This is a genomic window from Streptomyces sp. NPDC005898 (assembly GCF_040629635.1).
Classification (GTDB): domain Bacteria; phylum Actinomycetota; class Actinomycetes; order Streptomycetales; family Streptomycetaceae; genus Streptomyces.
The window spans coordinates 270745-296188 of the sequence record NZ_JBEXWC010000007.1; the positions used below are offsets into that span (position 1 = coordinate 270745).

Sequence of the window (25444 nt, forward strand, 5' to 3'; positions counted from 1 at the left end):
TGTGTGGAAGGCCCACCGCACGGATACCGTGCGCCGCAGCCTCACCTCAGGGGGTACACATGTCCGCACCGTCCCGACGTTCCCTGCTCGGCACCGCCGGCGCCCTCGGCCTCGGCGCCGCCGTCGGCGGGGTGCCGCTGCCGGCGCACGCCGCCGAGGGGTCCGCGAAGGCCCCCGCCTTCGATACGGATGCCGCGCGCGCGGCGCTCAACAGACTCCTGCCGCGGCACGCGGAACAGTTCCGGCTCACCCTTGTGCCCGCCCAGGGGCGCGAGGACCGCTTCCGGGTCACCGGCACCACCGGCCGGATCACGGTCACCGGCACGACGCCCGCCGTGCTCCTCACCGGCGTCCACTGGTACCTGAAGTACGTGTGCGGCGCCCACATCACCTGGAACGGCGACCAGCTCGACCTGCCGCGCAGGCTGCCCGCCCCGGTGAAGCCGCTGGAGCGGTCCACCTCGCTGCCCCACCGGTTCGCCCTGAACGACACCAACGACGGTTACACCGCGCCGTACGCCGACTGGGCGTACTGGGAGCGGATGATCGACGTACTCGCCCTGCACGGCTGCAACGAGGTGCTGGTCGTGGCGGGCGCCGAGGCCGTCTACCACCGGGTCCTCACGGAGTTCGGCTACTCCGACGCCGAGGCGCGGGCCTGGCTGCCGGCGCCCTCGCACCAGCCGTGGTGGCTGCTCCAGAACCTGTCGGGGTACGGCGGCCCCCTCAGCGCGCGGCTCATCGCGGACCGCGCCGCGCTGGGGCGCAGGATCGCCGACCGGCTGCGCTCGCTCGGCATCGCTCCCGTGCTGCCCGGCTACTACGGGCACGTGCCCGACGGCTTCGTGGCGCGCAACGGCGGGGACGCGCGGGTCGTCCCGCAGGGCGTCTGGCACGGCTTCCCGCGGCCCGACTGGCTCGACCCGCGCACCGACGCCTTCGCCCGGGTCGCCGCGTCCTTCTACCGCCACCAGCGGGAGCTGTTCGGCGCCGCCGACCTGTTCAAGATGGACCTGCTGCACGAGGGCGGGACGCCCGGCGACGTGCCCGTGCCGGACGCGGCGCGCGGGGTGGAGAGAGCCCTGCGCGCCGCGAGACCCGGGGCCGTCTGGGTGATTCTGGGCTGGGAGGCCAACCCGCTGCCCGCGCTGCTCGACGCCGTCGACAAGAAGCGGATGCTGATCGTCGACGGCGTCTCGGACCGGTACGCGAGCGTCACCGACCGGGAGAAGGACTGGGGCGGCACGCCCTACGCCTTCGGCACCATCCCCAACTTCGGCGGCCGCACGACGATCGGCGCCCGCACCCACCTGTGGAACGAGAAGTTCTTCGCCTGGCGCGACAAGCCGGACAGCGCGCTCGCGGGCACCGCCTTCATGCCCGAGGCCACCGACCGCGACCCCGCCGCCTTCGAGCTGTTCTCCGAACTCGCCTGGACCAAGGCCCCCTTGGACCGCGCCGCGTGGTTCTCCTCCTACGCCGACTTCCGCTACGGCGGGCGGGACCGCGCCGCGCGCTCGGCCTGGCGGGCGCTGCACGACACCGCCTACCGGCACACCGCCGTGGAGCGCAGCGACCCCCACGACTCCCTGTTCGCCGCCCGCCCCGACCTGGCGGCGGCCCGCGCCGCCGAGTACGCGCCGCGCGCCCTCACCTACGACCCGGCCCGCTTCGACGCCGCGCTCGCCGGGCTGCTCGGGGTGCCGGGCGCCCTGCGGGGCAGCGCCGCCTACCGCTACGACCTGGTGGACGTGGCCCGCCAGGCCCTCGCGCACCGCAGCCGCCAGCTCCTGCCCCAGCTGCGGGCCGCGTACCGGCGTAAGGACCAGGAGACCTTCCGCGCCCTCTCCACGCTGTGGCTGCGGCTGATGCGGCTCTCGGACGAGGTCACAGGCACCCACTCGGCCTTCCTGCTCGGGCCCTGGATCGAGGCCGCCCGGCGCATGGGCACGAGCGAGGCCGAGCGCGCCGAGTTCGAGCGGACCGCCAAGGTGCTGATCACCACGTGGGGCGGGCGCGCCACGGCCGACGGCGGCAAGCTCCACGAGTACGGCAACCGCGAGTGGCACGGCCTGCTGGGCGACTTCTACCTCCCCCGCTGGCAGCGGTGGCTCGACGAGCTGGCGGACGCGCTGGCCGCCGGGCGCGCGCCGGCGCCGGTCGACTGGTTCGCCGTGGAGGACTCCTGGACGCGGGAGCGCGAGGACTATCCGCTGCGCCCGGCCGGCGACGCCCACCGCACCGCCGCACGGGTGCGCGGCGTGCTCGCGCGGGCGCCCTACCAGGGGACCGTCGAGGTCACCGCCGAACCGCCGGCCTTCCCGCCGGGCGGCCACGCGCTGGTGAGCGCCGTCTTTCGCAACGTCAACGGGCTGCGCGCCACCGGCCGCGTCGACTTCGCGTTGACCGGCATCGACGCCCGGCCGACCGGCCCGGTGTCCCTGCCGAGGGTCGGCCCGGGGGCGACGGGAAAGGTGACGTGGCGGGCCAGTGCGCCGGACACGCCCCTGGACCGGCCGCTGCGGCCGATGCCCTACGAGATCACCGTGCGGTACGGCCCGGCGGGCGAGCGGCGGGTTCGGCACGTCCACGAGGGGACCCTGTTCGAGGCGGGACCGGTGAGCGACGCGTGGCGGACGTACAGCACCAACGCCGCCGTCTTCGGGGAGCTGGAAGAGCGGTACGCGATCGACGGGGGCGGCGCCGACCTGTGGAAGGGCACCGCCGAGTTCGGCACGCTGTACCGGCGGCAGGCGTTGCGGGACGGGGTGTCGGTGACGGTGCGCGTCGACACGCAGGCGGTCACGGGGTCCTGGGCGCGCGCCGGCCTCATCGCCCGTAACACCATGGCGACGCCGGGCTCCCGCGGCATCGTGGACCTCGCCGTCACGCCGGCCAACGGCGTCGTCCTGTCGTACGACACCAACGGCGACGGGACGCTGGACGCCTATCAGCGGATCACGGGCGTCAAGGCGCCGGTGCTGCTGCGCCTCACGCGTGCCGAGGGCTCCGTCACCGGCGCCTGCTCCACCGACGGCGGCGCCTCCTGGCGCACGGTGGCGACGGTGCGTGTGCCGGGCGCCGCCGCGGCGCAGGACGTGGGGATGTTCATGAGCGCGACGAACGGTGGCGACGAGGGGCGCGGGACGGTCGAGTTCAGCGGTTGGGCGGTGACGCCGTAAAGCCGTGCCGCGTGGGGCACGTGTGTGCGAGGGTGGGGCCGTGAACGCGAACTGGGAAGAGCGCGTGGCGAAGGCCTGGGACACCTTCGACACCTACGAAGAGGACCGCGCCGGGGAGTTCCGCGCGCTGATCGACCAATTGGCCGCGGAGCTGCCCGAGGGCCATCCCGCCGGCCTCTTCGAGCGGGCCTGCGCCTTCGACTCGACCGGGCACTCCGACCGGGCCGTGCCGCTGTACCAGGAGGCGCTGGAGCGCGGCCTGGACGGCGTCCGCAGGCGGCGCGCGCTGATCCAACTCGCCAGCTCGCTGCGGAACGTGGGCCGGGCGGCGGAGGGCGTCGCGCTCCTCGGTCCGGAACTGGAGGCGGTACCGGACGAGTTGGACGACGCCGTGCGCGCCGTCCTCGCGCTGTGCCTGGCGAACCTCGGCCGGGAACGCGAGGGCCTCGCCCTGGTGCTCGGCGCCCTCGCCCCCCATCTGCCGCGCTACCAGCGGTCCATGGGTGCTTACGCCCGCGCTCTGGTGGAGCCCGCCGAAGCCTGAGGTGACCAACCGACGATTCGCTCGTTTTGCTGAACGTGTCGTCGAATGTGCAGTCCAAGCAGCCGCAGTCCGCGAGCGCCAGCGGCCCCGCTCCCGTCGTCGACGTGGAGCAGGCCGAGGCCGCCCTCGTCGAGCACTACCCCCGGCTCGTCCGGCTCGCCTATCTGGTGCTGCCGCCGAGCCTCGGACGCAACCGCCGCGTCCTGACCGCCCACGCCCTGACCCAGCGCGCCCTGCCGCGCGGCCGCACCCCGGGCACGGCGGTCGTCGTCCCCGCCCAGCACGGCGGCGGGGGCGGCCACCAGCGGGACCCCGGCTACGCGTACGTGCGCCTGCGGGTCCTGCGCGGCGCGCTCGACGCCGGGCTCCCCCTGACGTGGCGGGCCCGGCCCCGGCGGGCGCAGCTGCCCCCGCTGCTGCCGCAGGTCCTGGGGCTCCGGCTCTTCCCGCACGCGGGCGGCGCCGACGAACTGGCCCTGGACCAGCACCTGGCCGAGCTGTCCGGCGCGGGCCGCGCCGCCTACGTGCTGCGGGGCCTGGAGGCGCTCGACGACGCCGGGGTGCGCACGGTGCTCACGGCCGCCGGGTGCGACGACCCGGACGACGCCCTCGCCGAGGCGGACGAGGTCGAGGCCCCTTACGCCCTGCTGGCCTCCCCCGAGTTCGACCCCTGCTCCCTGCAGGCCCGGCCGACGGACCTGATGCGGCGCAGGCAGCACATGAAGGCCGCGGGCGTCGCGGCCGTCGCCCTGCTGGTGTGCGGGGCGCTGCTCGGCCTGCCGGGCGAGGGCTGGGGGCCCGACGGCGCCGCCGCTCCCCCGTACGCGCAGAACCCGGCCGGTCAAGCGGCCCTCGACCCGGGCCGGTTGACGGTGGCCACGGCGGGAGCGTGGAAACGTTCCGCCCGCGCCGACTTCTCGGTGTGGCCCGCCCGCGGCGGCCTCGTCGGCGACAAGGATCTCCTGCGCCGCGCCCTCGCCGTCTGGGCCCGGCCCGGCGGGACCGTACAGGTGTCGGCCACCCCGGGCACGCCCTCCGGGGCGCCCCCGGGTCCCGCGCAGCTCCTCTTCGCCGGTGAGGTCGACGCCGCGCGCGTGGTGCTGTTCCACGACGGTCTGCGCATCGTGCGCTACGCCGAGCCGAAGGAGGGCACGAGCGGCGCCGCGCTGGACTTCGCGCGCGTGGACGGGGCGAGCGGTCCGGAGGCGAGCGCCGTCGTCGTCAGCCGCGCGGACGGCAACATCCGCTATCTGACGGCCCCCTGGATCCGCGCCACCGAGGTCCGCGACCTGCTGAAGCCCGCCGGGCGGGCCGTGCCGCTGCGCCGCGACGAGGACGGCGTCACCGAGCCCTTCTCCGGCCCCGCGCCGAGCGGCCGGTGCACGTCCTGGAACGCGCTGCGGATGCGCGACGACCTGGGCGCGGAGCGGATGTCCACCGACCTCGGCGAGCTGGTCCCCGCCCGGCTGACCGCGGGCCGCCCCGAGGCGCCGCGCGAGGCCACGCCCGCGGACTGGGCCAAGTCCGCCTGCTCCCTGGCCACGGTGCGCTCCAACGGCGTACGGACGGTGAACTCCTGGGCGTACGCCCGCCAGACGCTGCCCGAGGCCAACGGCGCCGCCCAGTGGGTCTGCACCCGGGCCGAGACCTGGCGGGGCGCGGGCAGCCGGAGCTTCGCGGAGATCCAGCCGGCCGATGTCCCGGCGGGCGCGGTGGCCGCCAAGGCGGAGGACTCCCCGGAGTGCGGGGCGCGCGACCCGAAGGTGCTTGCGGGCGTGCTGTGGAAGTCCCGGGCCGGCAACTGGTACCTCCTGGGCGCGGGCAGCAAGGACGTGACGTCCCTGTCCTCGTCCGGCGGCGACCGCGTCCAGGACAACGTCATCGCGGTCAGGACGGAGCGCACCGCCCGCGTCCGGCTGACCGGCACCCTCGCGGACGGCACGAAGGTGACGACGCTCGGCTAGCGCGAACGCGGCGACGCGGCGGCACACGGCGACGCGGCGACTACGGCGACGGTCCGGTGGGTGGCCCGGGATTTTTCCCCGCGCCACCCCCTGTACCACCCGGCCTACCCGTCAGTACATTGACGCCATGTCTCACAAGCAGAGCCGGGTTCCCGGATCCGTCGCCTCCGAGCACATACCGCTCAAGGCGCGCGACGTCTCCTTCTCCTGGGCGGACACCCCGCTGCACTGGCTCCCGGGCGACCCGTTCACCGCGCACACCATCAACGTCCTGCACCTGCTGCTGCCGGCCGGGGAGCGCTGGTTCGTGCACGTGTACAAGCAGGTCCTGCCCCACATCCGGGACGAGCGGCTGCGCGCGGACGTCATCGGGTTCATCGGCCAGGAGGCGATGCACGCGCAGGCCCACGACGAGGTGCTGCCGCACCTCAGGGAGCAGGGACTGGACCCGACGCCGTACACCGCCCAGGTCGACTGGCTCTTCGAGAAGCTGCTCGGGGACCGCGCCCTGCCGCCGGGCCGGGCGCGCCACTGGTGGCTGATGGAGCGCGTGGCGATGATCGCGGCCATCGAGCACTACACCGCCTTCCTCGGCGACTGGGTGCTCAACGCCGAGGAGCTGGACCGCAGGGGCGCGGATCCGACCATGCTGGACCTGCTGCGCTGGCACGGCGCCGAGGAGGTCGAGCACCGGTCGGTGGCCTTCGACCTGTTCCAGCACGTCGACGGCGGCTACCGGCGCCGGGTGCGGACCTGGGCGACCGCCTTCACCGCGCTGGTCTTCCTCTGGCAGCGCGGGGCGCGGTTCTTCATGGAGAACGACCCGTCGCTCGTCGGCGGCCGGGCGAGCTTCCGGGCCTTCCACCGCGGCGGGCGCGCGGGCACCCTGCCGTCGACCGGCGCCATGCTGCGCTCCATCCCCCGCTATCTGAGCCGGGACTACCACCCGTCGCAGGAGGGCAGCACGGCCCAGGCCGTGGCCTATCTGGCGTCCTCGCCGGCCGCCACCGCCGCCGAACAGGCCGCCGCCCAGCGGTCGAACGGAAGCGTCTGACATGCCCCGCATCCCCACCCTCGCCCTCGTCACGGGCGGCGCCCTGCTCGCGCGGCGGGCCCTGCGCCGCCGCATCGCCGCCTCCCCGCTGTGGCCACTGCCCGCCCTGGAGGAGCCGGTTTCCGGACAGCCGCGCTCCCGGGCGCTGCGGCTGCGCGTGGCACGCCATGAGCGGGTGGCCGAGGGCGTGGTGCAACTCCGCCTGGAGGGGCGGGACTTGCCGCGCTGGCGGCCGGGCGGCCATCTCGACCTGGTGCTCCCGTCGGGACTCGTGCGGCAGTACTCGCTGTGCGGCGACCCCGAGGACCGCTCCTCGTACACCGTCGCCACCAGGCTGATCGCCGCCGAGGACGGGGGCAGGGGCGGTTCGCGCGAGGTGCACGAGCGGTTGCGGGAGGGCGACGAGGTCGAGGTGCGCGGGCCGCGCAACCGCTTCCCGCTGGCGGACGCCCCCTCCTACGTCTTCGTCGCCGGTGGCATCGGGATCACGCCGATCCTGCCGATGCTGCGGGCCGTCGCGGCCTCCGGGGCACCGTGGCGGCTGCTGTACGGGGGGCGTTCGCGCCGCTCCATGCCGTTCCTCGAAGAGGTCGCCAAGCTCGCCGGGGAGCACGCGGGGCGGGTGACCGTCGTCGCCGAGGACGAGGACGGGCTGCCGGACGTGGCCGCCTTCCTGAGCGGGACGCCCGAGGGCGCCGCCGTGCACGTGTGCGGGCCGCCGGCGCTGCTCGACGCGGTGACGGACGCGCTGCCGCCAGGGTGCGCGCTGCGGACGGAGCGGTTCTCGGCCGGCGCCCGAAGCGGTGGCGACACGGCCTTCGAGGTCGAACTGCGGGGCAGCGGGCGCACGGTGGCGGTCGGCGCCGACAGCACGGTGCTCGCCGCGGTGCGCGCCGTGCTCCCGGACACGGCGTACTCCTGCGAGCAGGGGTTCTGCGGTACGTGCCGGCAGCGCGTGCTGGCCGGGGAGGTCGACCACCGCGACGAGCTGCTCACGGACGGGGAGCGGGCGTCCGCCATGCTCATCTGCGTCTCGCGGGCGCACGGCGGACGGCTGGTGCTCGACCTGTGAGCCCCGGGGCCGATCCGGCCCCCCGAGAGGCCGGATCCGCTCGGTAAGGTGTTCGTATGACAACCGGGGTACGCCGCAGGATGGGTGTCGAGGAGCGGCGGCAGCAGCTGATCGGCGTCGCGCTCGACCTGTTCAGCCACCGCTCGCCCGACGACGTCTCCATCGACGAGATAGCGGCGGCGGCGGGCATCTCGCGCCCGCTCGTCTACCACTACTTCCCCGGCAAACTCAGCCTGTACGAGGCGGCGTTGCGGCGGGCGGCCGAGGACCTGGCCGAGCGGTTCGTGGAACCGCCCGAGGGCCCGCTCGGGGCCCGGCTGCTGCGGGTGATGGGCCGCTTCCTGTCCTTCGTGGACGAGCACGGGCCCGGCTTCTCCGCGCTGATGCGGGGCGGCCCGGCGGTCTCGGCGGGCGGTGGCTGCGCGGTGGGCACGGCGTCGACGACGAACGCCCTGATCGACTCCGTGCGGCAGGCGGCGTACGACCAGATCCTCGCGCACCTGAAGGTCACCGCGCCGTCCGCCCGGCTCGAACTGGTCGTGCGCTCCTGGATCTCGCTGGCCGAGTCCACGGCGCTGCTCTGGCTGGACGGCCGGCGCATCCCGCGCGCGGAGCTGGAACGGCAACTGGTGCACGACTTCGTGGCGTTGACCGCCGTGAGCGCCGCGCACGACGAGGAGATGGCGGCGCTGCTGCGCGAGATCCTCGCCGAGGAGCCGGCCGACGGCCCGTTCGCGGAGCTGATCGGCCGGCTGGTCGCGCTGGCGCCGTGAGCGTCCCGCTGAGCGTGCGCGCGGCACGGGAGAGCGACACGGCCACCCTCGCCGGCCTCTACGACGGCGCGGCCCGCTGGATGCGGGAGCGCGGCATCGAGCAGTGGCGGCCGGGCGACAAGGACGAGCGGCACTTCCGCCGGCTGATCACCTCGGGCGTCGACGAGGTGTGGCTCGCCCACGAGGGCGAGGAGGTCGTCGGGGCGTTCGAGGTGTGGTGGCGGGACGAGGCCGCGTGGGGTGTGCGGGCGCCGGACGCCGGCTATGTGCACCGGCTCATGGTGCGGCGCGGGGCGCGGCCCGGGACCGGGCGGGCGATGCTCGCTTGGGTCGAGCGGCGGATCGCCGCGGCCGGGCGCGCGCTGTGCCGGCTGGACTGCGTGACGGCCGGTCCCAGGCTGCGCGCGTACTACGAGGACGCCGGGTACACGGTCGTGGGTGAGTTGCCGGACAAGGTCGCCGCCGACGGGAGCACGTACGGCGTGACGTTGCTGGAGAAACGACTCACCGGGTGTTAGGGCCGGTCAGGCCGAGGACCAGGAGCGCGATGTCGTCGTCCCTGTCGTGGCCGAAGCAGGCGAGCAGCGTGTCGCACAGGGCCGCGACGCCGTGCGGCGCGTCGGCGGCGGCGGCCCGCAGGTGCTCCATGGAGACCGCGAGGTCGATGCCGCGGGTCTCGATGAGGCCGTCGGTGACCATGAGGAGCCGGTCGCTGGGGCGCAGCAGTGTCTCGGTGGGCGCGGGCCGCTCCAGGCCGAGGCCGAGCAGCGGGCCGCACGCGTCGAGGTAGGCGGCGCCGCCGTCCTCGCCGACGACGAGCGGCGGGATGTGCCCGGCGTTGGAGACGCGGGTGCGTCCGGTCGCGGGGTCGACGAGGGCGAGGCAGAGCGTGGCCGTGACCTCGGGGTGGTAGCGCTGGAGCATTCTGTCGAGGCGGTGGGCGAGTGTCCTCGGGTCGGATTCGTCGACGCAGTAGGCGCGCAGGGCGTGCCGGATCTCGACCATCACGGTGGCGGCGTCCAGGGAGTGCCCGACGACGTCGCCGATGGCGGTGAGGACGCCCTGCGGGGTGGGCAGCGCGGCGTAGAAGTCGCCGCCGATCTCCGTGTCGCTGGAGGCGGGTTCGTAGCGCACGACGATTTCCGCGCCGGGGACCTGGGGCACGAGCGCGGGCAGGAAGCTGCGCTGGAGGGTCAGCGCGATGTGCCGCTCCATCTCGTACATGAGCAGCCGCTCGGCGGCGAGCGCGGTGGCGTGGGCGAGCCGGCCCACCAGGCGCCCGGTGTCGGGGAGCGGCCCTTGGGCGTAGGCGGGGGTGGCCAGGCACACGGGGGCGCTGCCCTCCCGGCTGCGGGCCAGGGCGAGCCGGGCCCCCTCGGGGCGGCCGGCGGCGCCGGGGGCCTCCGCCTGGAAGAAGCCGGGCGGCCACAGCGGGGAGGGCGCGATGGTGCTGCGGACGCCGACGTGGCCGGACATGATGCGCAGGATGAGGCGGGCGACCGCGTCGTGGGCGCCGTCGTCGGGCAGGGAGGCGGCGGCCCGGCGCCGGGACAGGCCCCGGTGCATCACGCCGTCGTGGCCGAGGATGAACGCGGCGGCGGGGCTGCGGGTGAGGCGGTCGGTGCCCGCGGCGGCGGCGTCGGCCAGTTCGCGCGGGCAGCGGGCGGATTGCACGTCGAGGATGGTCTCGGCGAGCCGCGTCAGGTGCCCGGCCTCGGCCTCGGCGTCGCTGCGGTGGCGGGCGCCGCGGGCCACGGCGCGGACGACGGCCTGGATCTCCTCCGGTTCGGCGGGCACGGTCAGATAGGCCTCGCCGCCCGCGTCGAGGCCGTGGCACCGGTCGAGGGGCGAGACGCGGGCCGCCGAGAAGTGCACGACGGGCAGGGCGGCGGTGTGCGGCAACTCCTTGAGGCGGCGGCACAGCTCGAAGCCGCTCATGTCGGGCAGGCCGACGTCGATGAGGGCCACGTCGGGCAGTTCGCCGGCGCGGTGGCGCGCCTCCAGTTCGGCGAGGGCCTCACCGGCGGTCGCGGCGAGGATGACGCGGTGGCCGTCCCGGCGCAGGACAGCGCCCAGCGCGTATCGACTGGCGGCGACGTCGTCGACCACCAGGATCGTGGTGTCTGCCTTGCCGTTGGCACTCAAGCTGGCCCCTTTGGGGCAGGGCGGGCGGGGCAGGCCCCCCTCGGGCCTGCCCGACCAAGTTAGCGCTCCGGTACGCGCTGCGGGAGAAGACCGCGACGGCCCGACCGGGAACGGTGAAGATCCCCGGAAGCGCTCTCGCGGAGGGTGTCCTTACCGATATGATCTGCGCCCTTCGCGTGAACTGTCCCCGGGTGGGGCGCTTGCCCTCGCCCCGGCGTCCGCGCGGGCGGCGACGGCGGAACGGCCGCTCCGGCGAGCGGACTCGTGACCTTCGCCTTCCGCGGGGCGTTCACCGGAGTGTCCGCACTCCTAAGGGGCCTCATGACCCAGCACGTCACCACCGCGCCCGCCCTCACCGACTCCATGCCGTGCCGGGAGTGGTGGCGCGACGCGGTCATCTACCAGGTCTACCCGCGCAGCTTCGCCGACGGCAACGGCGACGGCATGGGTGACCTGCCCGGCATCACGGCCCGCCTGCCGTACCTGCGCGAGCTGGGCGTGGACGCCGTCTGGCTCTCCCCCTTCTACGTCTCGCCGCAGGCCGACGCCGGCTACGACGTGGCCGACTACCGCGCCGTCGACCCTGTGTTCGGCACGCTCGGCGACGCCGTCGACCTCGTGCGCGAGGCGCACGCGCTGGGGCTGCGCGTCATCGTCGACCTCGTGCCCAACCACTGCTCGGATCAGCACGAGTGGTTCCGGCAGGCGCTGCGCGAGGGTCCCACGTCGCCGCTGCGCGACCGCTTCCACTTCCGTCCCGGCAAGGGAGACGACGGCGAACTGCCGCCCAACGACTGGGAGTCCGTCTTCGGCGGCCCCGCCTGGACCCGTGTCGAGGACGGCTCCTGGTACCTGCACCTCTTCGCGCCCCAGCAGCCCGACTTCAACTGGGACCACCCGGCCGTCCGGGACGAGTTCCGCTCCGTGCTGCGCTTCTGGCTGGACCTCGGCATCGACGGCTTCCGCATCGACGTGGCGCACGGCCTGGTCAAGGCGGCGGGCCTGCCCGACATCGGCCACGAGGAGCAGGTCAAGCTGCTCGGCGGGCAGGCCGTGCCGTACTTCGACCAGGACGGTGTGCACGAGATCTACCGCGACTGGCGCAGGATCCTCGCGGAGTACACGCGCGAGGAGGGCACGGAGCGCATCGCCGTCGCCGAGGCGTGGACGCCCACCGTCGAGCGCAGCGCGCGGTACCTGCGCCCCGACGAGCTGCACCAGGCCTTCAACTTCGAGTATCTGACCACCGGCTGGGACGCCGCCGCCCTGCGCGCCGTCATCGACCGCTCACTGGCCGCGATGAACGCCGTGGACGCCCCCGCCACCTGGGTGCTCTCCAACCACGACGTCGTACGCCACGCCACGCGCTTCGCCGACGGCGACGCGGCCCGCGGGCTGCGCCGGGCGCGGGCGGCCACGCTGCTGATGCTGGCGCTGCCCGGCTCCGCGTACCTCTACCAGGGCGAGGAGCTGGGTCTGCCCGAGGTGACCGAGCTGCCCGACGAGGTGCGTCAGGACCCGGCGTTCTTCCGCTCCGCCGGGCAGGAGGGCACGCGCGACGGCTGCCGGGTGCCGCTGCCCTGGTGCGGGGAGCGCGCGCCGTTCGGGTTCGGCCCCCTGGAGGGCGGCCCGAGCTGGCTGCCGCAGCCGGGGTCCTGGAAGGACCTGTCGGTGGCGGCGCAGACCGGTGATCCGGCCTCGACGCTGGAGTTCTACCGCGCCGCGCTCGCCGTGCGCCGCGAGCACCCGGCGCTCGGCGCGGGCCGGGGCATCGAGTGGCTCCAGTCCCCGGCGGGTGTGCTCGCCTTCCGCCGCACGCGCGCCGGGGCGGCGTTCGTCTGCACGGTGAACCTCACCTCCCGGCCCGTCGCCCTGGCCACGCCGGGCACCCTGCTGCTGGCGAGCGCGGAGGTGGCGCCGGGGTGCGGGGAGAGCGTCCTGCCCGCCGACGCGGCGGCCTGGTGGGCGGCCTGAAGCCTGCCGGGCCGTCGCATCGGCATCGGCGCGCGGCCGCTCCCCCGACGGGACGGTGCCGGCCGAACCCGCGCCGGACCTGGTGGTTCGCGGTTCAACCGCCTCGGTGTCCGGGCGCCCCCCAGGGAATCCCGGAGCGCGCACTGGTACCTGTGGCGTAGCGAATGCGGTCCGAACCCGACCAGGGGATGATCGGTCGGGGGGCGGGCATCTGGCAGACTCAGGCCTATGGGTGAGACGATCGTGACGACACTTGAGGGCCGGCAGGCGCCCGCTGATCCACCCATCGCGGGTGACGACGAGCGCCGCGACGGGCAGGCCCTGCTGCGTCGTCTGCGTGCCCCCCGCCGCCCCCGGCTGTGGTTCGAGATCGTGCTGATCGCGGTGAGTTACTGGACGTACTCGCTGATCCGCAACGCCGTCCCGGAGCAGAAGGCGCAGGCCCTGCGCAACGCCGACTGGATCTGGCGCGTCGAGGGGGACCTGGGGATCGCCGTCGAGAGAAGCGTCAACCACGCCGTCGACTCGGTGACATGGCTCATCGTCGGCATGAACTACTACTACGCGACGCTGCACTTCGTGGTGACGCTCGGTGTCCTCGTCTGGCTCTTCCGCAGCCATCCGGGGCGGTACGCGGCCACGCGCCTGGTCCTGTTCGCCACGACGGCGGTGGCCCTCGTCGGCTACTACCTGTATCCACTGGCACCCCCGCGCCTGATGAACGGCACCACCTTCATCGACACGGTCCTGGTGCACCACACCTGGGGCTCGATGGCCTCGGGCGACCTGAAGACCATGTCGAACCAGTACGCGGCGATGCCGTCCATGCACATCGGCTGGTCCCTGTGGTGCGGGCTGACGATCTTCGCCCTGGCCTCGGCGCCGTGGGCCAAGGTGCTCGGCCTGCTCTACCCCGTGACGACGCTGGTGGTGATCGTGGCGACCGCCAACCACTTCTGGCTGGACGCGGTCGGCGGCCTGATGTGCCTGGCCTTCGGCCTCCTGGTGGCCCGCCTCTGGTACGGGCGGCCGCCCCACCGGCTGCCGCGCGAGGTGGCGGTACGGGACGCCGAGGCACCGCCCCTGCCGGTCAGGCTGTAGGGGCCACTGAAGCCGCACGCGAAGCTGTTCCCCGTGCGCCCCGGGGCGCGCTAGCCGCCGTAGAACCGCTCGTCCACGACCGCCCGCGCTCGGCGCGTGATCCGCCGGTAGTCGTCCAGCATGTCCCCCACGTGCCCCGCGTCGTATCCCAGGTAGCGCCCGACGGCGGCCAGCTCCCGCCCTCCGGCGGGGAACGTGTCGCCCGCGCGGCCGCGCACCAGCATCACCGCGTTGCGCACGCGCGTCGCGAGGACCCAGGCCTCGTCGAGGATCGCCGCCTCGTCGGCCGGGATCAGCTCCGCCTCGCGGGCCGCCGCCAGTGCCGCGCGGGTGCGGGTCGTGCGCAGACCCGGTACCCTGCCGCCGTGCTCCAGCTGGAGGAGCTGCACGGTCCATTCGACGTCGGAGAGGCCGCCGCGCCCCAGCTTGGCGTGCAGGGTCGGGTCGGCGCCGCGCGGCATCCGCTCCGCCTCCATGCGGGCCTTCAGCCGGCGGATCTCGCGCACCGCGTCCTCGCCGAGACCCCGCTCGGGATAGCGCAGGGGGTCGGCCAGCTCGATGAAGGCGCGGCCCAGCTCCTCGTCCCCGGCCACCGGCTCGGCCCGCAGCAGCGCCTGGGACTCCCAGCCGAGGGACCAGCGGCGGTAGTACGCCTCGTACGACTTCAGGGTGCGCACCAGGGGGCCGCTCCTGCCCTCCGGGCGCAGATCGGCGTCTATGGCCAGCGGCGGGTCCGCGGAGGGCAGCTGCAGCAGTCTGCGCATCTCGGCGACGACCTTGGCGGCCGCCTTCGCGGCCTCCTGCTCGTCGGCGCCGTCCCGGGGCTCGTGGACGAAGAGGACGTCGGCGTCGGAGCCGTAGCCCAGTTCGTGGCCGCCGAAGCGGCCCATGCCGATGACCGCGAACCGGGTCGGCAGCGTGTCGCCCCAGCCGTCGCGGACGACCGCGCGCAGGGTGCCCGCGATGGTGGCGGCCGTCAGGTCGGAGATCGCGTCGCCCACCCGGTCCACGAGCGCGCCCGGATCGGCCTCGGCGGGGCTGTCCTCGGTGCCGTACGAGCCGATGATGTCGCCCGCGGCCGTGCGGAACAGCTCGCGGCGGCGCACCCCGCGGGCCGCCGTCACGCCCTGTTCCGCGCCGTCCGCGCGGCGCACCGCCGCCAGGATCTCCTGCTCCAGGTGGGCGCGGCCGCGCGGTACCAGGCCCCGCTCGTCGCCGAGCAGCGCGACCGCCTCGGGGGCGCGCAGCAGCAGGTCGGGCGCGAGACGGCCTGCGGACAGGACCCGGGCGAGGTTCTCCGCGGCGGCCCCCTCGTCGCGCAGCAGCCGCAGGTACCACGGGGTCTTGCCGAGCGCGTCGGAGACCTGGCGGAAGTTCAGCAGGCCCGCGTCCGGGTCCGCGGAGTCGGCGAACCAGCCGAGCAGGACGGGCAGCAGCGTGCGCTGGATGGCCGCCTTGCGGGACACCCCGGAGGCGAGCGCCTCCAGGTGGCGCAGGGCGCCGCTCGGGTCCGCGTAGCCGAGGGCGACGAGCCGCTCGCGGGCCGCCTCGGTGCTCAGGCGGGCCTCGACGGGGGCGAGTTGGGCGACGGCGTCGAGCAGCGGGCGGTAGAAGAGCTTCTCGTGCAGCCTGCGTACGACGGAGGTGTGCCGCTTCCAGGCGCGGTTCAGCTCGGTGATCGGCTCCGTGCGCATCCCCAGGGAGCGGCCGATGCGCCGCAGGTCCGCGTCGTCCTTGGGCACCAGGTGGGTGCGGCGCAGCTTGTACAGCTGGATGCGGTGCTCCAGGGAGCGCAGGAAGCGGTACGCGTCGTCGAGCTGGGCGGCGTCCACCCGGCCCACGTAGCCGCCCGCGCCGAGGGCGTGCAGGGCGACGAGCGTGGACCCGCTGCGGATCGAGGGGTCGCTGCGCCCGTGCACCAGCTGGAGCATCTGGACGGCGAACTCGACGTCCCGCAGGCCGCCGGGGCCGAGCTTCAGCTCCCGGTCGATCTCCCCCGCGGGGATGTTCTCGACGACCCTGCGGCGCATCTTCTGCACGTCGGGCACGAAGTTCTCGCGTTCGGCGGCGCGCCAGACGAGCGGGGTGAGCGTGGCGACGTACTCCTCGCCGAGGGCGTGGTCGCCCGCGACCGGGCGGGCCTTGAGCAGCGCCTGGAACTCCCAGGTCTTCGCCCACCGCTGGTAGTAGGCGAGGTGGCTGGAGAGGGTGCGCACCAGCGGGCCGTTCCTGCCCTCGGGGCGGAGGTTGGCGTCGACGGGCCAGATGGTGCCCTCGATGTTCGTCTCGGAGCAGACGCGCATCATGTGCGAGGCGAGCCGGGTGGCGGCCCGCAGCGCCTCGCCCTCGTCGGCGCCCGCCCCGCTGTCGGTGGGCTCGGCGACGAAGATGACGTCGACGTCGGAGACGTAGTTCAGTTCGTGGCCGCCGCACTTGCCCATCGCGACGACCGCGAGCCGGCACCGGGCGGCGTCGTCGGGCGCGGCCGCGCAGGCCATGGCGAGGGCCGCGCGCAGGGTCGCCGTGGCGAGGTCGGCCAGTTCGGCCGCCGCCTGGGCGACGTCGGTGGTGCCGCACACGTCCCGGGCGGCGATGGCCAGCAGGCAGCGGCGGTAGGCGACGCGCAGCGACACCGGGTCGGTGGCCTCGGCGAGGCCGCGTTCGAAGTCCGCCACGCCGGGGTGCAGGTCGGCCGACTCGTAGGTGGCGAGGGCCCGCCAGTCGCGGGGGTGCCGGGCGAGGTGGTCGGCGAGGGCCTCGGAGGCGCCGAGCACGCCGAGCAGCCGGTCGCGCAACGGCTTGGCGGTGACCAGGGTGTCCAGCAGTTCGCGCCGGCCGGTCGCGTCCTCCTGCGCCTCCACGAGCCGCACCAGGCCGAGCAGGGCCAGGTCCGGGTCGGCGGTGGCGCCGAGGGCGTCCAGGAGCAGCGGGTCGGAGCGGACGGCGCTCAGCTCCGGGTCGTCCAGGAGCCGCTCCGCCGCCGACGGGTCGGTGAAGCCGTGCCGCAGCAGCCGGGTGAACGTGCTGCTCCTGCGCCCTCCGGTACCGCGCCAGCCCCCTTGCAGCGGGCGCCTGGCGCTGTCCCCTTCCTGCGGCAGCGTCATGGTCTCGCGCCTCCGTTCGATCACTTCTGGGCCCGAGCCTACGGCCTGTCCGCCGCGTTCCGCCCGCGTGGCCCCGTCGTGGCTGATGTACTGCCGTGCATGGAATACACGCTTGAAGTGATCCCGCTGCCGGTGAGCGACATCGACAGGGCCAAGGAGTTCTACCGCGACAGGCTCGGCTTCCACGTCGACGTCGACACGGAGGTCCTGCCGGGCATGCGCATCGTGCAGCTGACCCCGCCCGGATCGGGCTGTTCCGTCGCCCTGGCCGGCCCCCGCCTCTGGGAGACGATGGGCGGGCCGGCGCCGGCCACGGGCTCCTACCAGGGGCTGCAGCTGTGCGTCGCCGACGCGAAGGCCGCCCACGCCGAGCTGACGGCGCGCGGCCTGGACGTCACCGAGCCGGTCGAGCACGCGCCGCAGGACGGCGGCACGTTCATGTACTTCAAGGACCCGGACGGCAACGGCTGGGCGATCCAGGAGTACCGGGTGCGGGCGTCGACGCCGCTGCGGGACGCGATCGTCAGCGCCCCGTAGGGGGTTGCGGCGCCGGCTCCGCCCGTTGCTCCCGCCCTATCGCGAGCCCTACGGGCGGGTAGGGGGCCGGCCAGCGGATCGCGGGGCCAGGTCCGGGCGCGTCGTGGCCGCTTCCGCGACGCTGCGCCAGCGCCTCGTGCGCGCGGGTCAGGCGGCTCCCCATCCGCGCCCTCTCCTGATGGCGCCGGGCCCGCCGCCAGGCGTCGCGCCAGCGGATCCGCTCGGCGCCGTCCGTCACGCCGCAGACCTCCAGGAAGGCCATGAGCTGGTCGGCCGCCAGCGTGGAGCTGCCCGCCAGCATCCGCAGCACGGTGCTGTGCGGCAACTCCCCGTGCCGGCCGGCCCGGCGTTCCATCTCGCCGAGGGGCATCGCCCCCGCCCGGTGGTAGAGCGCGCGCAGGGCGCGGTTCAGCTCGGCCCGGTCGTGCACCCGGTCCGGGGCGGGCGCTTGGGCCCGGGGATCGCGGCGGCGGTGCTCGGCGTAGCGGGCGGCGCGCCACAGCCGCCGCGCCTCACCGACCGGCGCCCCGCAGGCCCGGGCGTAGGCCTCCACGACCGGCAGCCGGGGAACGCGGTTGCCGCTCGCGGCACGGGAGAAGGTGGTGGCGGAGAAGGCGTGCCGGGACTCGTCCACCATCTGCCGGTGGGTCAGGCCCGCCGTCCGGCGCTGGGTGCGCAGCCACTCCGCGAGGGCGCGCAGCTCCGGGTCGGGGGCGCGGATCGGCTGCTCCGGGCGTGCCACGGCCGACCCCCGGTCACAGTCCTTCGGGCGCGGCGGGCGCGGCGGGGGCGCGGCGGGCCACCTGGGCGCCGATCAGCCCGCAGGTCGCCAGGACCTCGGCGATGACGACGACGGGCATGCCGGTGAGCGCCAGCGCGATCCCCGCCACCAGGACCACGATGACGATGACGGTCTGCCGCCCGTCCAGCTGGCCGCGGGGCGAGGACGCGACGCAGGCGGGACGCCGATGTGAGTGCATGAGGGAACCTCTGGGTCTCGAAGTGCCCGGGCGCCGTGCCCGGCTCGGGCACGGATGCCGTGCCGACCGGGCGCCGAACAGCGCCCGGTCGGCCCATGGTGGCACCCGATCCCGAGGCGTTCACGAGGTTGATGCGCCCCCGCCCCACCCGCGCGAGCGCGGTGGGAGGCGGTCCCGATCACCGTCCCGCACGGGCGGTGTCCCACCTGCGCGGACGGAGCGTCTCCGAACGTTTGCACTACATGGGGAGGCGGGTTGATGCAGCCGCGCCCCCTCTGACCAGAAAATCTGGTACCCCGCTCGGGAACACCCGGGCCCGTGCGCGGGGTATCGGCGGGATCAGAGAACCGGCAGGTTCTTCCGCAGCTCGAAGGCGGTGACCTCGGAGCGGTACTCCTCCCACTCCTGCTTCTTGTTCCGCAGGAAGAAGTCGTAGACGTGCTCGCCGAGCGTCTCGGCGACCAGTTCCGACTTCTCCATGAGCGCGATCGCCTCGCCGAGGTTCTGCGGCAGCGGCTCGATGCCCATGGCGCGGCGCTCGGCGTCGGAGAGCGCCCACACGTCGTCGTCGGCGCCCGGCGGGAGTTCGTAGCCCTCCTCGATGCCCTTGAGTCCGGCGGCCAGGAGCACCGCGTACGTCAGGTAGGGGTTGGCGCCCGAGTCGATGGAGCGGACCTCGACGCGGGCCGAGCCGGTCTTGCCCGGCTTGTACATCGGTACGCGGATCAGGGCCGAGCGGTTGTTGTGGCCCCAGCAGATGTACGAGGGTGCCTCGCCGCCCGCGCCGGCCGTGCGCTCGGAGCCGCCCCAGATGCGCTTGTAGGAGTTCACCCACTGGTTGGTGACCGCCGAGATCTCCGCCGCGTGCCGCAGCAGGCCCGCGATGAAGGAGCGGCCGACCTTGGAGAGCTGGTACTCGGCGCCCGACTCGTAGAAGGCGTTGCGGTCGCCCTCGAAGAGGGAGAGGTGGGTGTGCATGCCGGAGCCGGGGTGCTCGGAGAAGGGCTTCGGCATGAAGGTGGCCTGGACGCCCTGTTCGAGCGCGACCTGCTTCATGACCAGGCGGAACGTCATGATGTTGTCGGCCGTGGAGAGGGCGTCCGCGTACCTGAGGTCGATCTCCTGCTGGCCGGGCGCGCCCTCGTGGTGGCTGAACTCGACCGAGATGCCCATGGATTCGAGCATCGTGATCGCCTGGCGGCGGAAGTCCATGCCCACGTTCTGCGGGGTGTGGTCGAAGTAGCCGCTGTTGTCGGCGGGCGTGGGCCGCGAGCCGTCCAGCGGCTTGTCCTTCAGCAGGAAGAACTCGATCTCGGGGTGGGTGTAGAAGGTGAAGCCGAGGTCGGAGGTCTTGGCGAGGGCCCGCTTGAGGACGTAGCGCGGGTCCGCGAAGGACGGGGAGCCGTCCGGCATCAGGATGTCGCAGAACATGCGGGCCGTGCCGGGGGCCTCGGCGCGCCAGGGCAGCACCTGGAACGTCGACGGGTCCGGCTTGGCGATCATGTCCGACTCGTACACCCGGGCGAATCCCTCGATGGCCGAGCCGTCGAAGCCGATGCCCTCGTCGAAGGCCTGCTCCAGCTCGGCGGGGGCCACGGCCACCGACTTCAGGAAGCCGAGGACATCCGTGAACCACAGGCGTACGAACCGGATGTCGCGCTCCTCCAACGTACGGAGCACGAATTCCTGCTGCTTGTCCATCTTCCGCTTCCACCCATCGTTGCTGGTCAGGCCGCCTGCTCCCGCGCTACGGGACACCTCGGGCACACGAGCATCCCACTGCCGGGTTTCCAACGCGTTGCGCACCCCGTGCCGTCGGGGCGCGGGCCGTGTCGCGTGCCGCTCTGTGCCCATAGTGCCTGCTGATCGGCTCCTTCGTAACGCCGGGCCACCGCGAGGTCCCGCCCGCGTCTGCGCCCGGAACTTTGATCTGCGGGCCCGGTCACCGTCGCGCACGCCGACCGCTCCCCCGCCGAACACGCCCTGCGGGCCGCCCAGACCGACCTCGCCGGTGAACACCGGGACTGCGCCGCGTACTTCTTCTACGAGCGGCCGGGGTCGGACAGACGGGCACAAGCCCTGTGAGCCGGGGCGTCCTCGCCTTACGATCAGCGGACTCGTTCGTCGTCCCGTCCCTCCCCCGCGCTGAAGGACACACCATGGGTTCCGCCAAGAACACGAGCACCCCCTCCCGCAAGGACCGGATAGCGGAGATGCGCCAGGCCGACCGCGCCCGGGAGCGGCGGAACCGGGTCCTGGCCGTCGTCGGCGGCGCGGTCGCCGTCGCGGCGCTCGGCGTGGGCGGCTTCCTCCTCTTCTCCCACACGTCGGACGGCTCGGCCGACAAGGCGGACTCCAAGCCCTGGCCCGCGTACAAGGTCACCGAGGACGGCGAGAAGGTCTGGGGCAAGCTGGGGCGCAAGCACGTCACCAGGCAGGTCGACTACCCCATGACCCCGCCGGTGGGCGGCGACCACGACCAGGCCTGGATGAACTGCAACGGCGACGTCTACGACAAGGAGCTGCCGGAGGTCAACGCCGTGCACTCCCTGGAGCACGGCGCGGTGTGGGTCACGTACAACGACAAGGCGGACCCGGCCGACGTGAGGAAGCTCGCGGCGAAGGTCAAGGCGACGCCGTACTCGTTGATGAGCCCCGTCGAGGACCAGAAGGACCCCGTCATGCTGACCGCGTGGGCGCACCAGCGGACGGTGAGCGGCGCGGACGACCCGAAGGTCAAGGAGTTCTTCTCCCGGTACGTGCAGGGCAAGCAGACTCCCGAGCCGGGCGCCGCGTGCACGCGCGGGCTGACCCGGTGAGGGTCCCCGCCGGGCGCCGCCGCACGCACTGGATCATCGGTTTGCTCGCCGCAGTCGCCGTCCTCGCGGGCGGCCTCACGGCGGCCGTCGCCACCACGTCCGACCACGGCGCGTCCGACGCCGCCGGCGCGCCGGACAGCGCGTCGGCCGACGCGGGGTTCGCGCGGGACATGGCCGTCCACCACCAGCAGGCCGTCGAGATGTCGTACATCGTGCGGGACCGCACCGACGACGAGGAGGTGCGCCGCCTCGCCTACGACATCGCCCAGACGCAGGCCAACCAGCGCGGCATGCTGCTCGGTTGGCTGGACCTGTGGGAACTGCCGAAGGTGCCGGAGCGGGCGCCGATGGAGTGGATGGGCATGGGCGACGCGCCGCCCGGCAAGGACGGGGCGCTGATGCCGGGGATGGCGACGAACACGGAACTGTCCCGGCTGGAGAAGCTGCGGGGCAAGGAGGCGGAGGTCCAGTATCTGCGGCTGATGACGCGGCACCACCGGGGCGGGGTGCACATGGCGAAGGGCTGTGTGAAGCGGTGCGAGGTGCCTGTCGAGCGGCGCCTGGCCCGGGGCATGGTGGAGTCGCAGACGTCGGAGATCACGCTCCTGGCGGACCTGCTGAGGGCACGGGGCGCGAAGCCGCCGGCCCGCTGAGAATCCGGCTGCCCAAGACGCGGGGGGCCATCCGGGGGCCGGGGGGCGTCCGGGGGCCGGGGGGCGTCCGGGGGCCGGGGGGCGTCCGGGGGCCGGGGGGCGTCCGGGGGCCGGGGGGCGTCCGGGGGTCGGGGCGCCGGGGCGCCGGGGGCGGGGGCGGGGGCGCCCCATGGCGGGGCTTGCTGACCGCCGTTGACGCCTGCGCGCAGGGCCGCTGAGCACCAGGAGCGCCAAGACACGAGGTCCCCGCAGCACGGGACCGGCCGACCGCTGCCCACGCCCGGGCACAGGGCCGTCGAGGACCCTGAACGCCAAGACGCGAAGTCCCCCGCAGCACGGGACCGGCCGACCGCTGCCCGCGCCCCGGGCCTGGCCGCCGGGGACCCTAAAGCTCCGGGTCAGACATCTGTCCCGGCCCCCCGGGGCCTCCCACGCTCACGCCAGGCGGGGCAGGTCCCGGGGGTCGAGGCGGCCCTGGAGGGGCTCGCCGGTGAGGTGGCGTTCGACCTCGGCGACCGCGTACGCGCCGAGCCGCCGCACCTCGCTCCCCTGCGCCCCCGCGATGTGCGGGGTGACCAGCACGTTGGGCAGGGCGAGGAGCGCGTGCCCCGGTGGGAGCGGCTCGGGGTCCGTGACGTCCAGGAACGCGTCGAGGCGCCCCGCCCCGCACTCCCGCGCCAGCGCCTCCGTGTCGATGAGCGCCCCCCGCGCCGTGTTGATGACGACGCCCCCGTCCGGGATCAGCGCGAGCATGGCCCCGCTCAACATGCCCCGCGTGGAGGGGAGTTGCGGGGCGTGAACCGTGACGATGCTGCTGCGCGCGCACAGTTCGGGCAGCGTCACCGCCTCGACCCCGAGCGCCCGCGCCCCGGCGGGCGTCACGTACGGGTCCGTGAGCAGGATGCGGTACCCCGCGTCGGAGGCCCGTAGCGCCGCGATCACCCGGCGCCCGATGCGGGACGCCCCGATGACGCCGATGGTGCGCGCGTCCGCGCCGGTGCGCTCGGCGAACGACGGTCGCCCGGCCACGTACCCGGCGGCGGTCCGCAGCGCCCCCTTCGCCGCGAACGCGATGGCCGCCAGCGTGAACGCCGCCACAGGGCCCGCGTTGGCGTCCGCCGCCGAGGAGACGACGATGCCCCGCTCCCACACCGCGTCCGTCACCAGGGGCTTGACCGAACCCGCCGCGTGGACGACCGCCCGCAGGCGGGGCGCGTGCGCCAGGACCTCGGGGGTCAGCGGCGGGCACTCCCAGCCGGTGACCAGGATCTCCACCCGGGCGAGGACCGCCCGCGCCGCCTCGCCGGTGAGCGCTCCGGACAGGACCTCGGGCTCCAACCGTACGCGGTCCGCGAGCCGTTGCCGCAGATCCGGCGGGAAGACCCGGTCCGCGACCTCGGCGCCCATCGCCAGCGCCACGACCGGTCTGCCGTCGACTCCCGCCGCCCCTTCCGCCCACTCCGCCTGCTCCGTCACGCGCGACCGTCCCTCGTAGTAACCGGTTACCAAGCAGTGCTCGGAGGCTAGGACCAAGCAGCGAATCGGGTCAAGGTACCGCTCGGCAAAGGGGGTTGACCGTGAACAGTAACCGCTTTAGATTCCGGGCACCTTATTCCGACGAGGGAGGGGTTGCCGTGCCGACGGTGACGAAGGACCGGGCGGAATCCGAGGCGGTGACGCCGCCCGACAGGCACGATAATGGGGCAAGAGGCGCGAAATCCGGCCAGGACACACCGCGTAAGCGGTTTCAGCGCACCCGCTTCCTGGTGCTGCTCATGGCGCCGGGACTGGCGTACTTCCTGGTCTTCCACTACGGCGCCTTCATCGCCGACGCGGTGGCCTTCAAGGAGTACGTCCCCTTCGACGGCCTGTGGGCCAGCCCCTGGGTCGGCGGCGCGAACTTCGAGCGGATGTTCGGTGACCCGGACTTCTGGCACGCCACCTGGAACACCCTGTTCATCGCCGTGCTCCAGCTCGTCTTCTTCTTCCCCGCGCCGCTCGCCCTCGCCCTGCTCCTGCACAGCCTGACCTCGGACCTGCTGCGCCGCTTCACGCAGTCCGTGATCTATCTGCCGCACTTCCTGTCGTGGGTCGTCGTGGTCGCCCTCTTCCAGCAAGTCCTCGGTGACACCGGCCTGTTGAACACCACGCTCGGCGACGCCGGGCTGCACACCGCCGACATCATCGGCAATCCGGACGCGTACCGGCCGCTCGTCGTGATCGAGGTGGTCTGGAAGGACGCCGGCTGGGGGACGATCATCTTCCTCGCCGCGCTCATGCAGGTCGACGAGCAGCTGTACGAGGCGTCGGCGATCGACGGGGCCGGGCCCTGGCGCCGCTTCTGGCACATCACGCTGCCCGGCATCCGGCCGATCATCGTCCTGCTGCTCATCATGCGGCTCGGCGACATCCTCTCCGTCGGCTTCGAACAGATGCTGCTGCAACGGCAGTCGGTCGGCCCGGAGGTCGGCGAGGTCCTGGACACCTTCGTCTTCTGGCAGGGCATCGTCGGCGGCGACACGGGATACGCGGCGGCCGCCGGTCTCTTCAAGGGCGCCGTGGGCGCGGCGCTCGTCTTCACCGCCAACCGGATCGCCCACCGGCTGGGCGAGCAGGGGGTCTACAAGTGAGTACCGACCAGGTCACCAGGCCCGCCTGGGCGGAGAAGCCGAGGTTCGCGACGAAGGCCGCCAAGGCGGTGGCGCTCGCGACCGTGCTCGGCCTCGTCCTGATCCCCTTCCTCGTCATCGTCTCCACCTCGCTGGCCTCCCACCGCGAGGTCGTGGACAACGGCGGCTGGGTCCTCTGGCCGAGCGATCCGACCCTGGGCGCCTACCGGGCCGTCCTCAGCGGCGGCGTCGTCACCAAGGCGCTCGGCGTGAGTGTCGCCCTCACCGCCGTCGGCACCCTGCTCTCACTGGCCTGCACCACGTTCCTCGCGTACGCCCTCGCCCGCCCCGGGGTCTACGGCGCCCGGCCCGTCCTCCTGCTGATCCTGTTCACCTTCCTCTTCCCGCCCGGCATGATTCCGGCGTTCCTGCTGGTCAACGGCATGGGAATGAGGGACACCTACGCGGCGCTCATCGCACCCGTACTGATCGACGTCTTCAACCTGATCGTGCTGCGCGGCTTCTTCCAGGGGATACCGGAGGAGTTGTACGAGGCGGCCCGGCTGGACGGCGCGGGCGACTGGCACATCCTGTGGCGGGTGGTGCTGCCGCTCTCCAAGGCGGCCCTCGCCGTGGTGTCCCTCTTCTACGCGGTGAGCTACTGGAACGCCTGGTTCCATGCCTCGATCTACCTGGAGTCGGACCACTGGCCGCTCTCCCAGGTGCTGCGTACGTACGTCATCGGGGGCTCGCAGATCGCCGACACGGGGCTGAGCGAGGCCGGCCAGGTCTCCGCCCCGCAGACGACGCGGACGGCCGTCCTGGTGATCGCCACCGCGCCGATCCTGCTCGTCTACCCCTTCCTCCAGCGGTACTTCACCAAAGGCGTGCTCACCGGCGCCATCAAGAGCTGACCTTTCCCCCGACGCCCCC

Annotated in this window: 20 protein-coding genes; 14 read left to right on the forward strand and 6 right to left on the reverse strand. The window is 74.0% G+C overall.

The window, feature by feature from the left end:
* Positions 1-59: 59 nt before the first annotated feature.
* From ABZ385_RS13120 to ABZ385_RS13150, 7 genes are all read left to right on the forward strand, one after another.
* A complete protein-coding gene (locus ABZ385_RS13120) occupies positions 60-3182 on the forward strand; it encodes an alpha-N-acetylglucosaminidase (protein ID WP_358911347.1) in 3123 nt (1040 codons plus the stop codon).
* 22 nt (positions 3183-3204) lie between these two features.
* Complete coding sequence (locus ABZ385_RS13125) at positions 3205-3726, forward strand: tetratricopeptide repeat protein (RefSeq protein ID WP_358587319.1); 522 nt, start codon at positions 3205-3207, stop codon at positions 3724-3726.
* A gap of 47 nt (positions 3727-3773) precedes the next feature.
* Positions 3774-5690 carry a hypothetical protein gene (locus tag ABZ385_RS13130; protein ID WP_358587320.1) on the forward strand — a complete coding sequence of 639 codons (1917 nt, stop codon included), beginning with the start codon at positions 3774-3776 and terminating at the stop codon, positions 5688-5690.
* A gap of 127 nt (positions 5691-5817) precedes the next feature.
* On the forward strand, positions 5818-6744 hold the full coding sequence (locus ABZ385_RS13135; RefSeq protein WP_358911349.1) for a metal-dependent hydrolase: 927 nt from the start codon (positions 5818-5820) through the stop codon (positions 6742-6744).
* Between the two features lies 1 nt (position 6745).
* Positions 6746-7816, forward strand: coding sequence for a PDR/VanB family oxidoreductase (locus tag ABZ385_RS13140; protein ID WP_358911350.1), 1071 nt, complete (start codon positions 6746-6748; stop codon positions 7814-7816).
* 56 nt (positions 7817-7872) lie between these two features.
* Positions 7873-8589: a TetR/AcrR family transcriptional regulator gene (locus ABZ385_RS13145; RefSeq protein ID WP_358587326.1), complete on the forward strand. Its 717-nt coding sequence runs from the start codon at positions 7873-7875 to the stop codon at positions 8587-8589.
* Positions 8586-9107 (forward strand): GNAT family N-acetyltransferase, encoded by a 522-nt coding sequence (locus ABZ385_RS13150; RefSeq protein WP_358587328.1) that lies wholly within the window; start codon positions 8586-8588, stop codon positions 9105-9107. The genes ABZ385_RS13145 and ABZ385_RS13150 overlap by 4 nt, the downstream gene beginning before the upstream one ends.
* Here the strand turns inward: ABZ385_RS13150 and ABZ385_RS13155 are convergent.
* Positions 9094-10734: a fused response regulator/phosphatase gene (locus tag ABZ385_RS13155; protein ID WP_358911352.1), complete on the reverse strand. Its 1641-nt coding sequence runs from the start codon at positions 10732-10734 to the stop codon at positions 9094-9096. The genes ABZ385_RS13150 and ABZ385_RS13155 overlap by 14 nt on opposite strands.
* Positions 10735-11055: 321 nt before the next feature.
* Here ABZ385_RS13155 and ABZ385_RS13160 point away from each other — a divergent pair, with 321 nt between their 5' ends.
* Positions 11056-12708 carry a glycoside hydrolase family 13 protein gene (locus tag ABZ385_RS13160; RefSeq protein ID WP_358587333.1) on the forward strand — a complete coding sequence of 551 codons (1653 nt, stop codon included), beginning with the start codon at positions 11056-11058 and terminating at the stop codon, positions 12706-12708.
* Between the two features lie 228 nt (positions 12709-12936).
* Positions 12937-13809 carry a phosphatase PAP2 family protein gene (locus ABZ385_RS13165; RefSeq protein WP_358587335.1) on the forward strand — a complete coding sequence of 291 codons (873 nt, stop codon included), beginning with the start codon at positions 12937-12939 and terminating at the stop codon, positions 13807-13809.
* 50 nt (positions 13810-13859) lie between these two features.
* Here the strand turns inward: ABZ385_RS13165 and ABZ385_RS13170 are convergent, their stop codons facing one another.
* Positions 13860-16913: a bifunctional [glutamine synthetase] adenylyltransferase/[glutamine synthetase]-adenylyl-L-tyrosine phosphorylase gene (locus ABZ385_RS13170; protein ID WP_358911354.1), complete on the reverse strand. Its 3054-nt coding sequence runs from the start codon at positions 16911-16913 to the stop codon at positions 13860-13862.
* A gap of 99 nt (positions 16914-17012) precedes the next feature.
* On the opposite strand from ABZ385_RS13170, the gene ABZ385_RS13175 reads away from it, so the two are divergent.
* Positions 17013-17450: a VOC family protein gene (locus tag ABZ385_RS13175; RefSeq protein ID WP_358587339.1), complete on the forward strand. Its 438-nt coding sequence runs from the start codon at positions 17013-17015 to the stop codon at positions 17448-17450.
* Here ABZ385_RS13175 and ABZ385_RS13180 read toward each other — a convergent pair.
* The 3 genes from ABZ385_RS13180 to ABZ385_RS13190 all read right to left on the reverse strand — a co-directional run bounded on the left by ABZ385_RS13180 (position 17437) and on the right by ABZ385_RS13190 (position 20131).
* On the reverse strand, positions 17437-18192 hold the full coding sequence (locus ABZ385_RS13180) for a helix-turn-helix transcriptional regulator (protein ID WP_358911356.1): 756 nt from the start codon (positions 18190-18192) through the stop codon (positions 17437-17439). The genes ABZ385_RS13175 and ABZ385_RS13180 overlap by 14 nt on opposite strands.
* A 13-nt stretch (positions 18193-18205) precedes the next feature.
* Positions 18206-18430: a hypothetical protein gene (locus ABZ385_RS13185; RefSeq protein ID WP_358911358.1), complete on the reverse strand. Its 225-nt coding sequence runs from the start codon at positions 18428-18430 to the stop codon at positions 18206-18208.
* A gap of 339 nt (positions 18431-18769) precedes the next feature.
* Positions 18770-20131: a glutamine synthetase family protein gene (locus ABZ385_RS13190; protein WP_030786766.1), complete on the reverse strand. Its 1362-nt coding sequence runs from the start codon at positions 20129-20131 to the stop codon at positions 18770-18772.
* A 458-nt stretch (positions 20132-20589) separates the two neighbouring features.
* On the opposite strand from ABZ385_RS13190, the gene ABZ385_RS13195 reads away from it, so the two are divergent.
* Entirely contained in the window at positions 20590-21249 is a 660-nt protein-coding gene (locus ABZ385_RS13195; RefSeq protein WP_358911360.1) for a DUF3105 domain-containing protein, read from the forward strand.
* A 32-nt stretch (positions 21250-21281) separates the two neighbouring features.
* Positions 21282-21902 carry a DUF305 domain-containing protein gene (locus tag ABZ385_RS13200; RefSeq protein ID WP_358911377.1) on the forward strand — a complete coding sequence of 207 codons (621 nt, stop codon included), beginning with the start codon at positions 21282-21284 and terminating at the stop codon, positions 21900-21902.
* Between the two features lie 435 nt (positions 21903-22337).
* On the opposite strand, the gene ABZ385_RS13205 is transcribed toward ABZ385_RS13200, so the two are convergent.
* Positions 22338-23309 (reverse strand): hydroxyacid dehydrogenase, encoded by a 972-nt coding sequence (locus tag ABZ385_RS13205; protein ID WP_358911379.1) that lies wholly within the window; start codon positions 23307-23309, stop codon positions 22338-22340.
* A gap of 368 nt (positions 23310-23677) precedes the next feature.
* On the opposite strand from ABZ385_RS13205, the gene ABZ385_RS13210 reads away from it, so the two are divergent.
* Positions 23678-24532, forward strand: coding sequence for an ABC transporter permease subunit (locus ABZ385_RS13210; protein WP_358698466.1), 855 nt, complete (start codon positions 23678-23680; stop codon positions 24530-24532).
* Complete coding sequence (locus ABZ385_RS13215; RefSeq protein ID WP_358698458.1) at positions 24529-25425, forward strand: carbohydrate ABC transporter permease; 897 nt, start codon at positions 24529-24531, stop codon at positions 25423-25425. Before ABZ385_RS13210 ends, ABZ385_RS13215 begins: the two co-directional genes overlap by 4 nt.
* Positions 25426-25444: the final 19 nt, after the last annotated feature.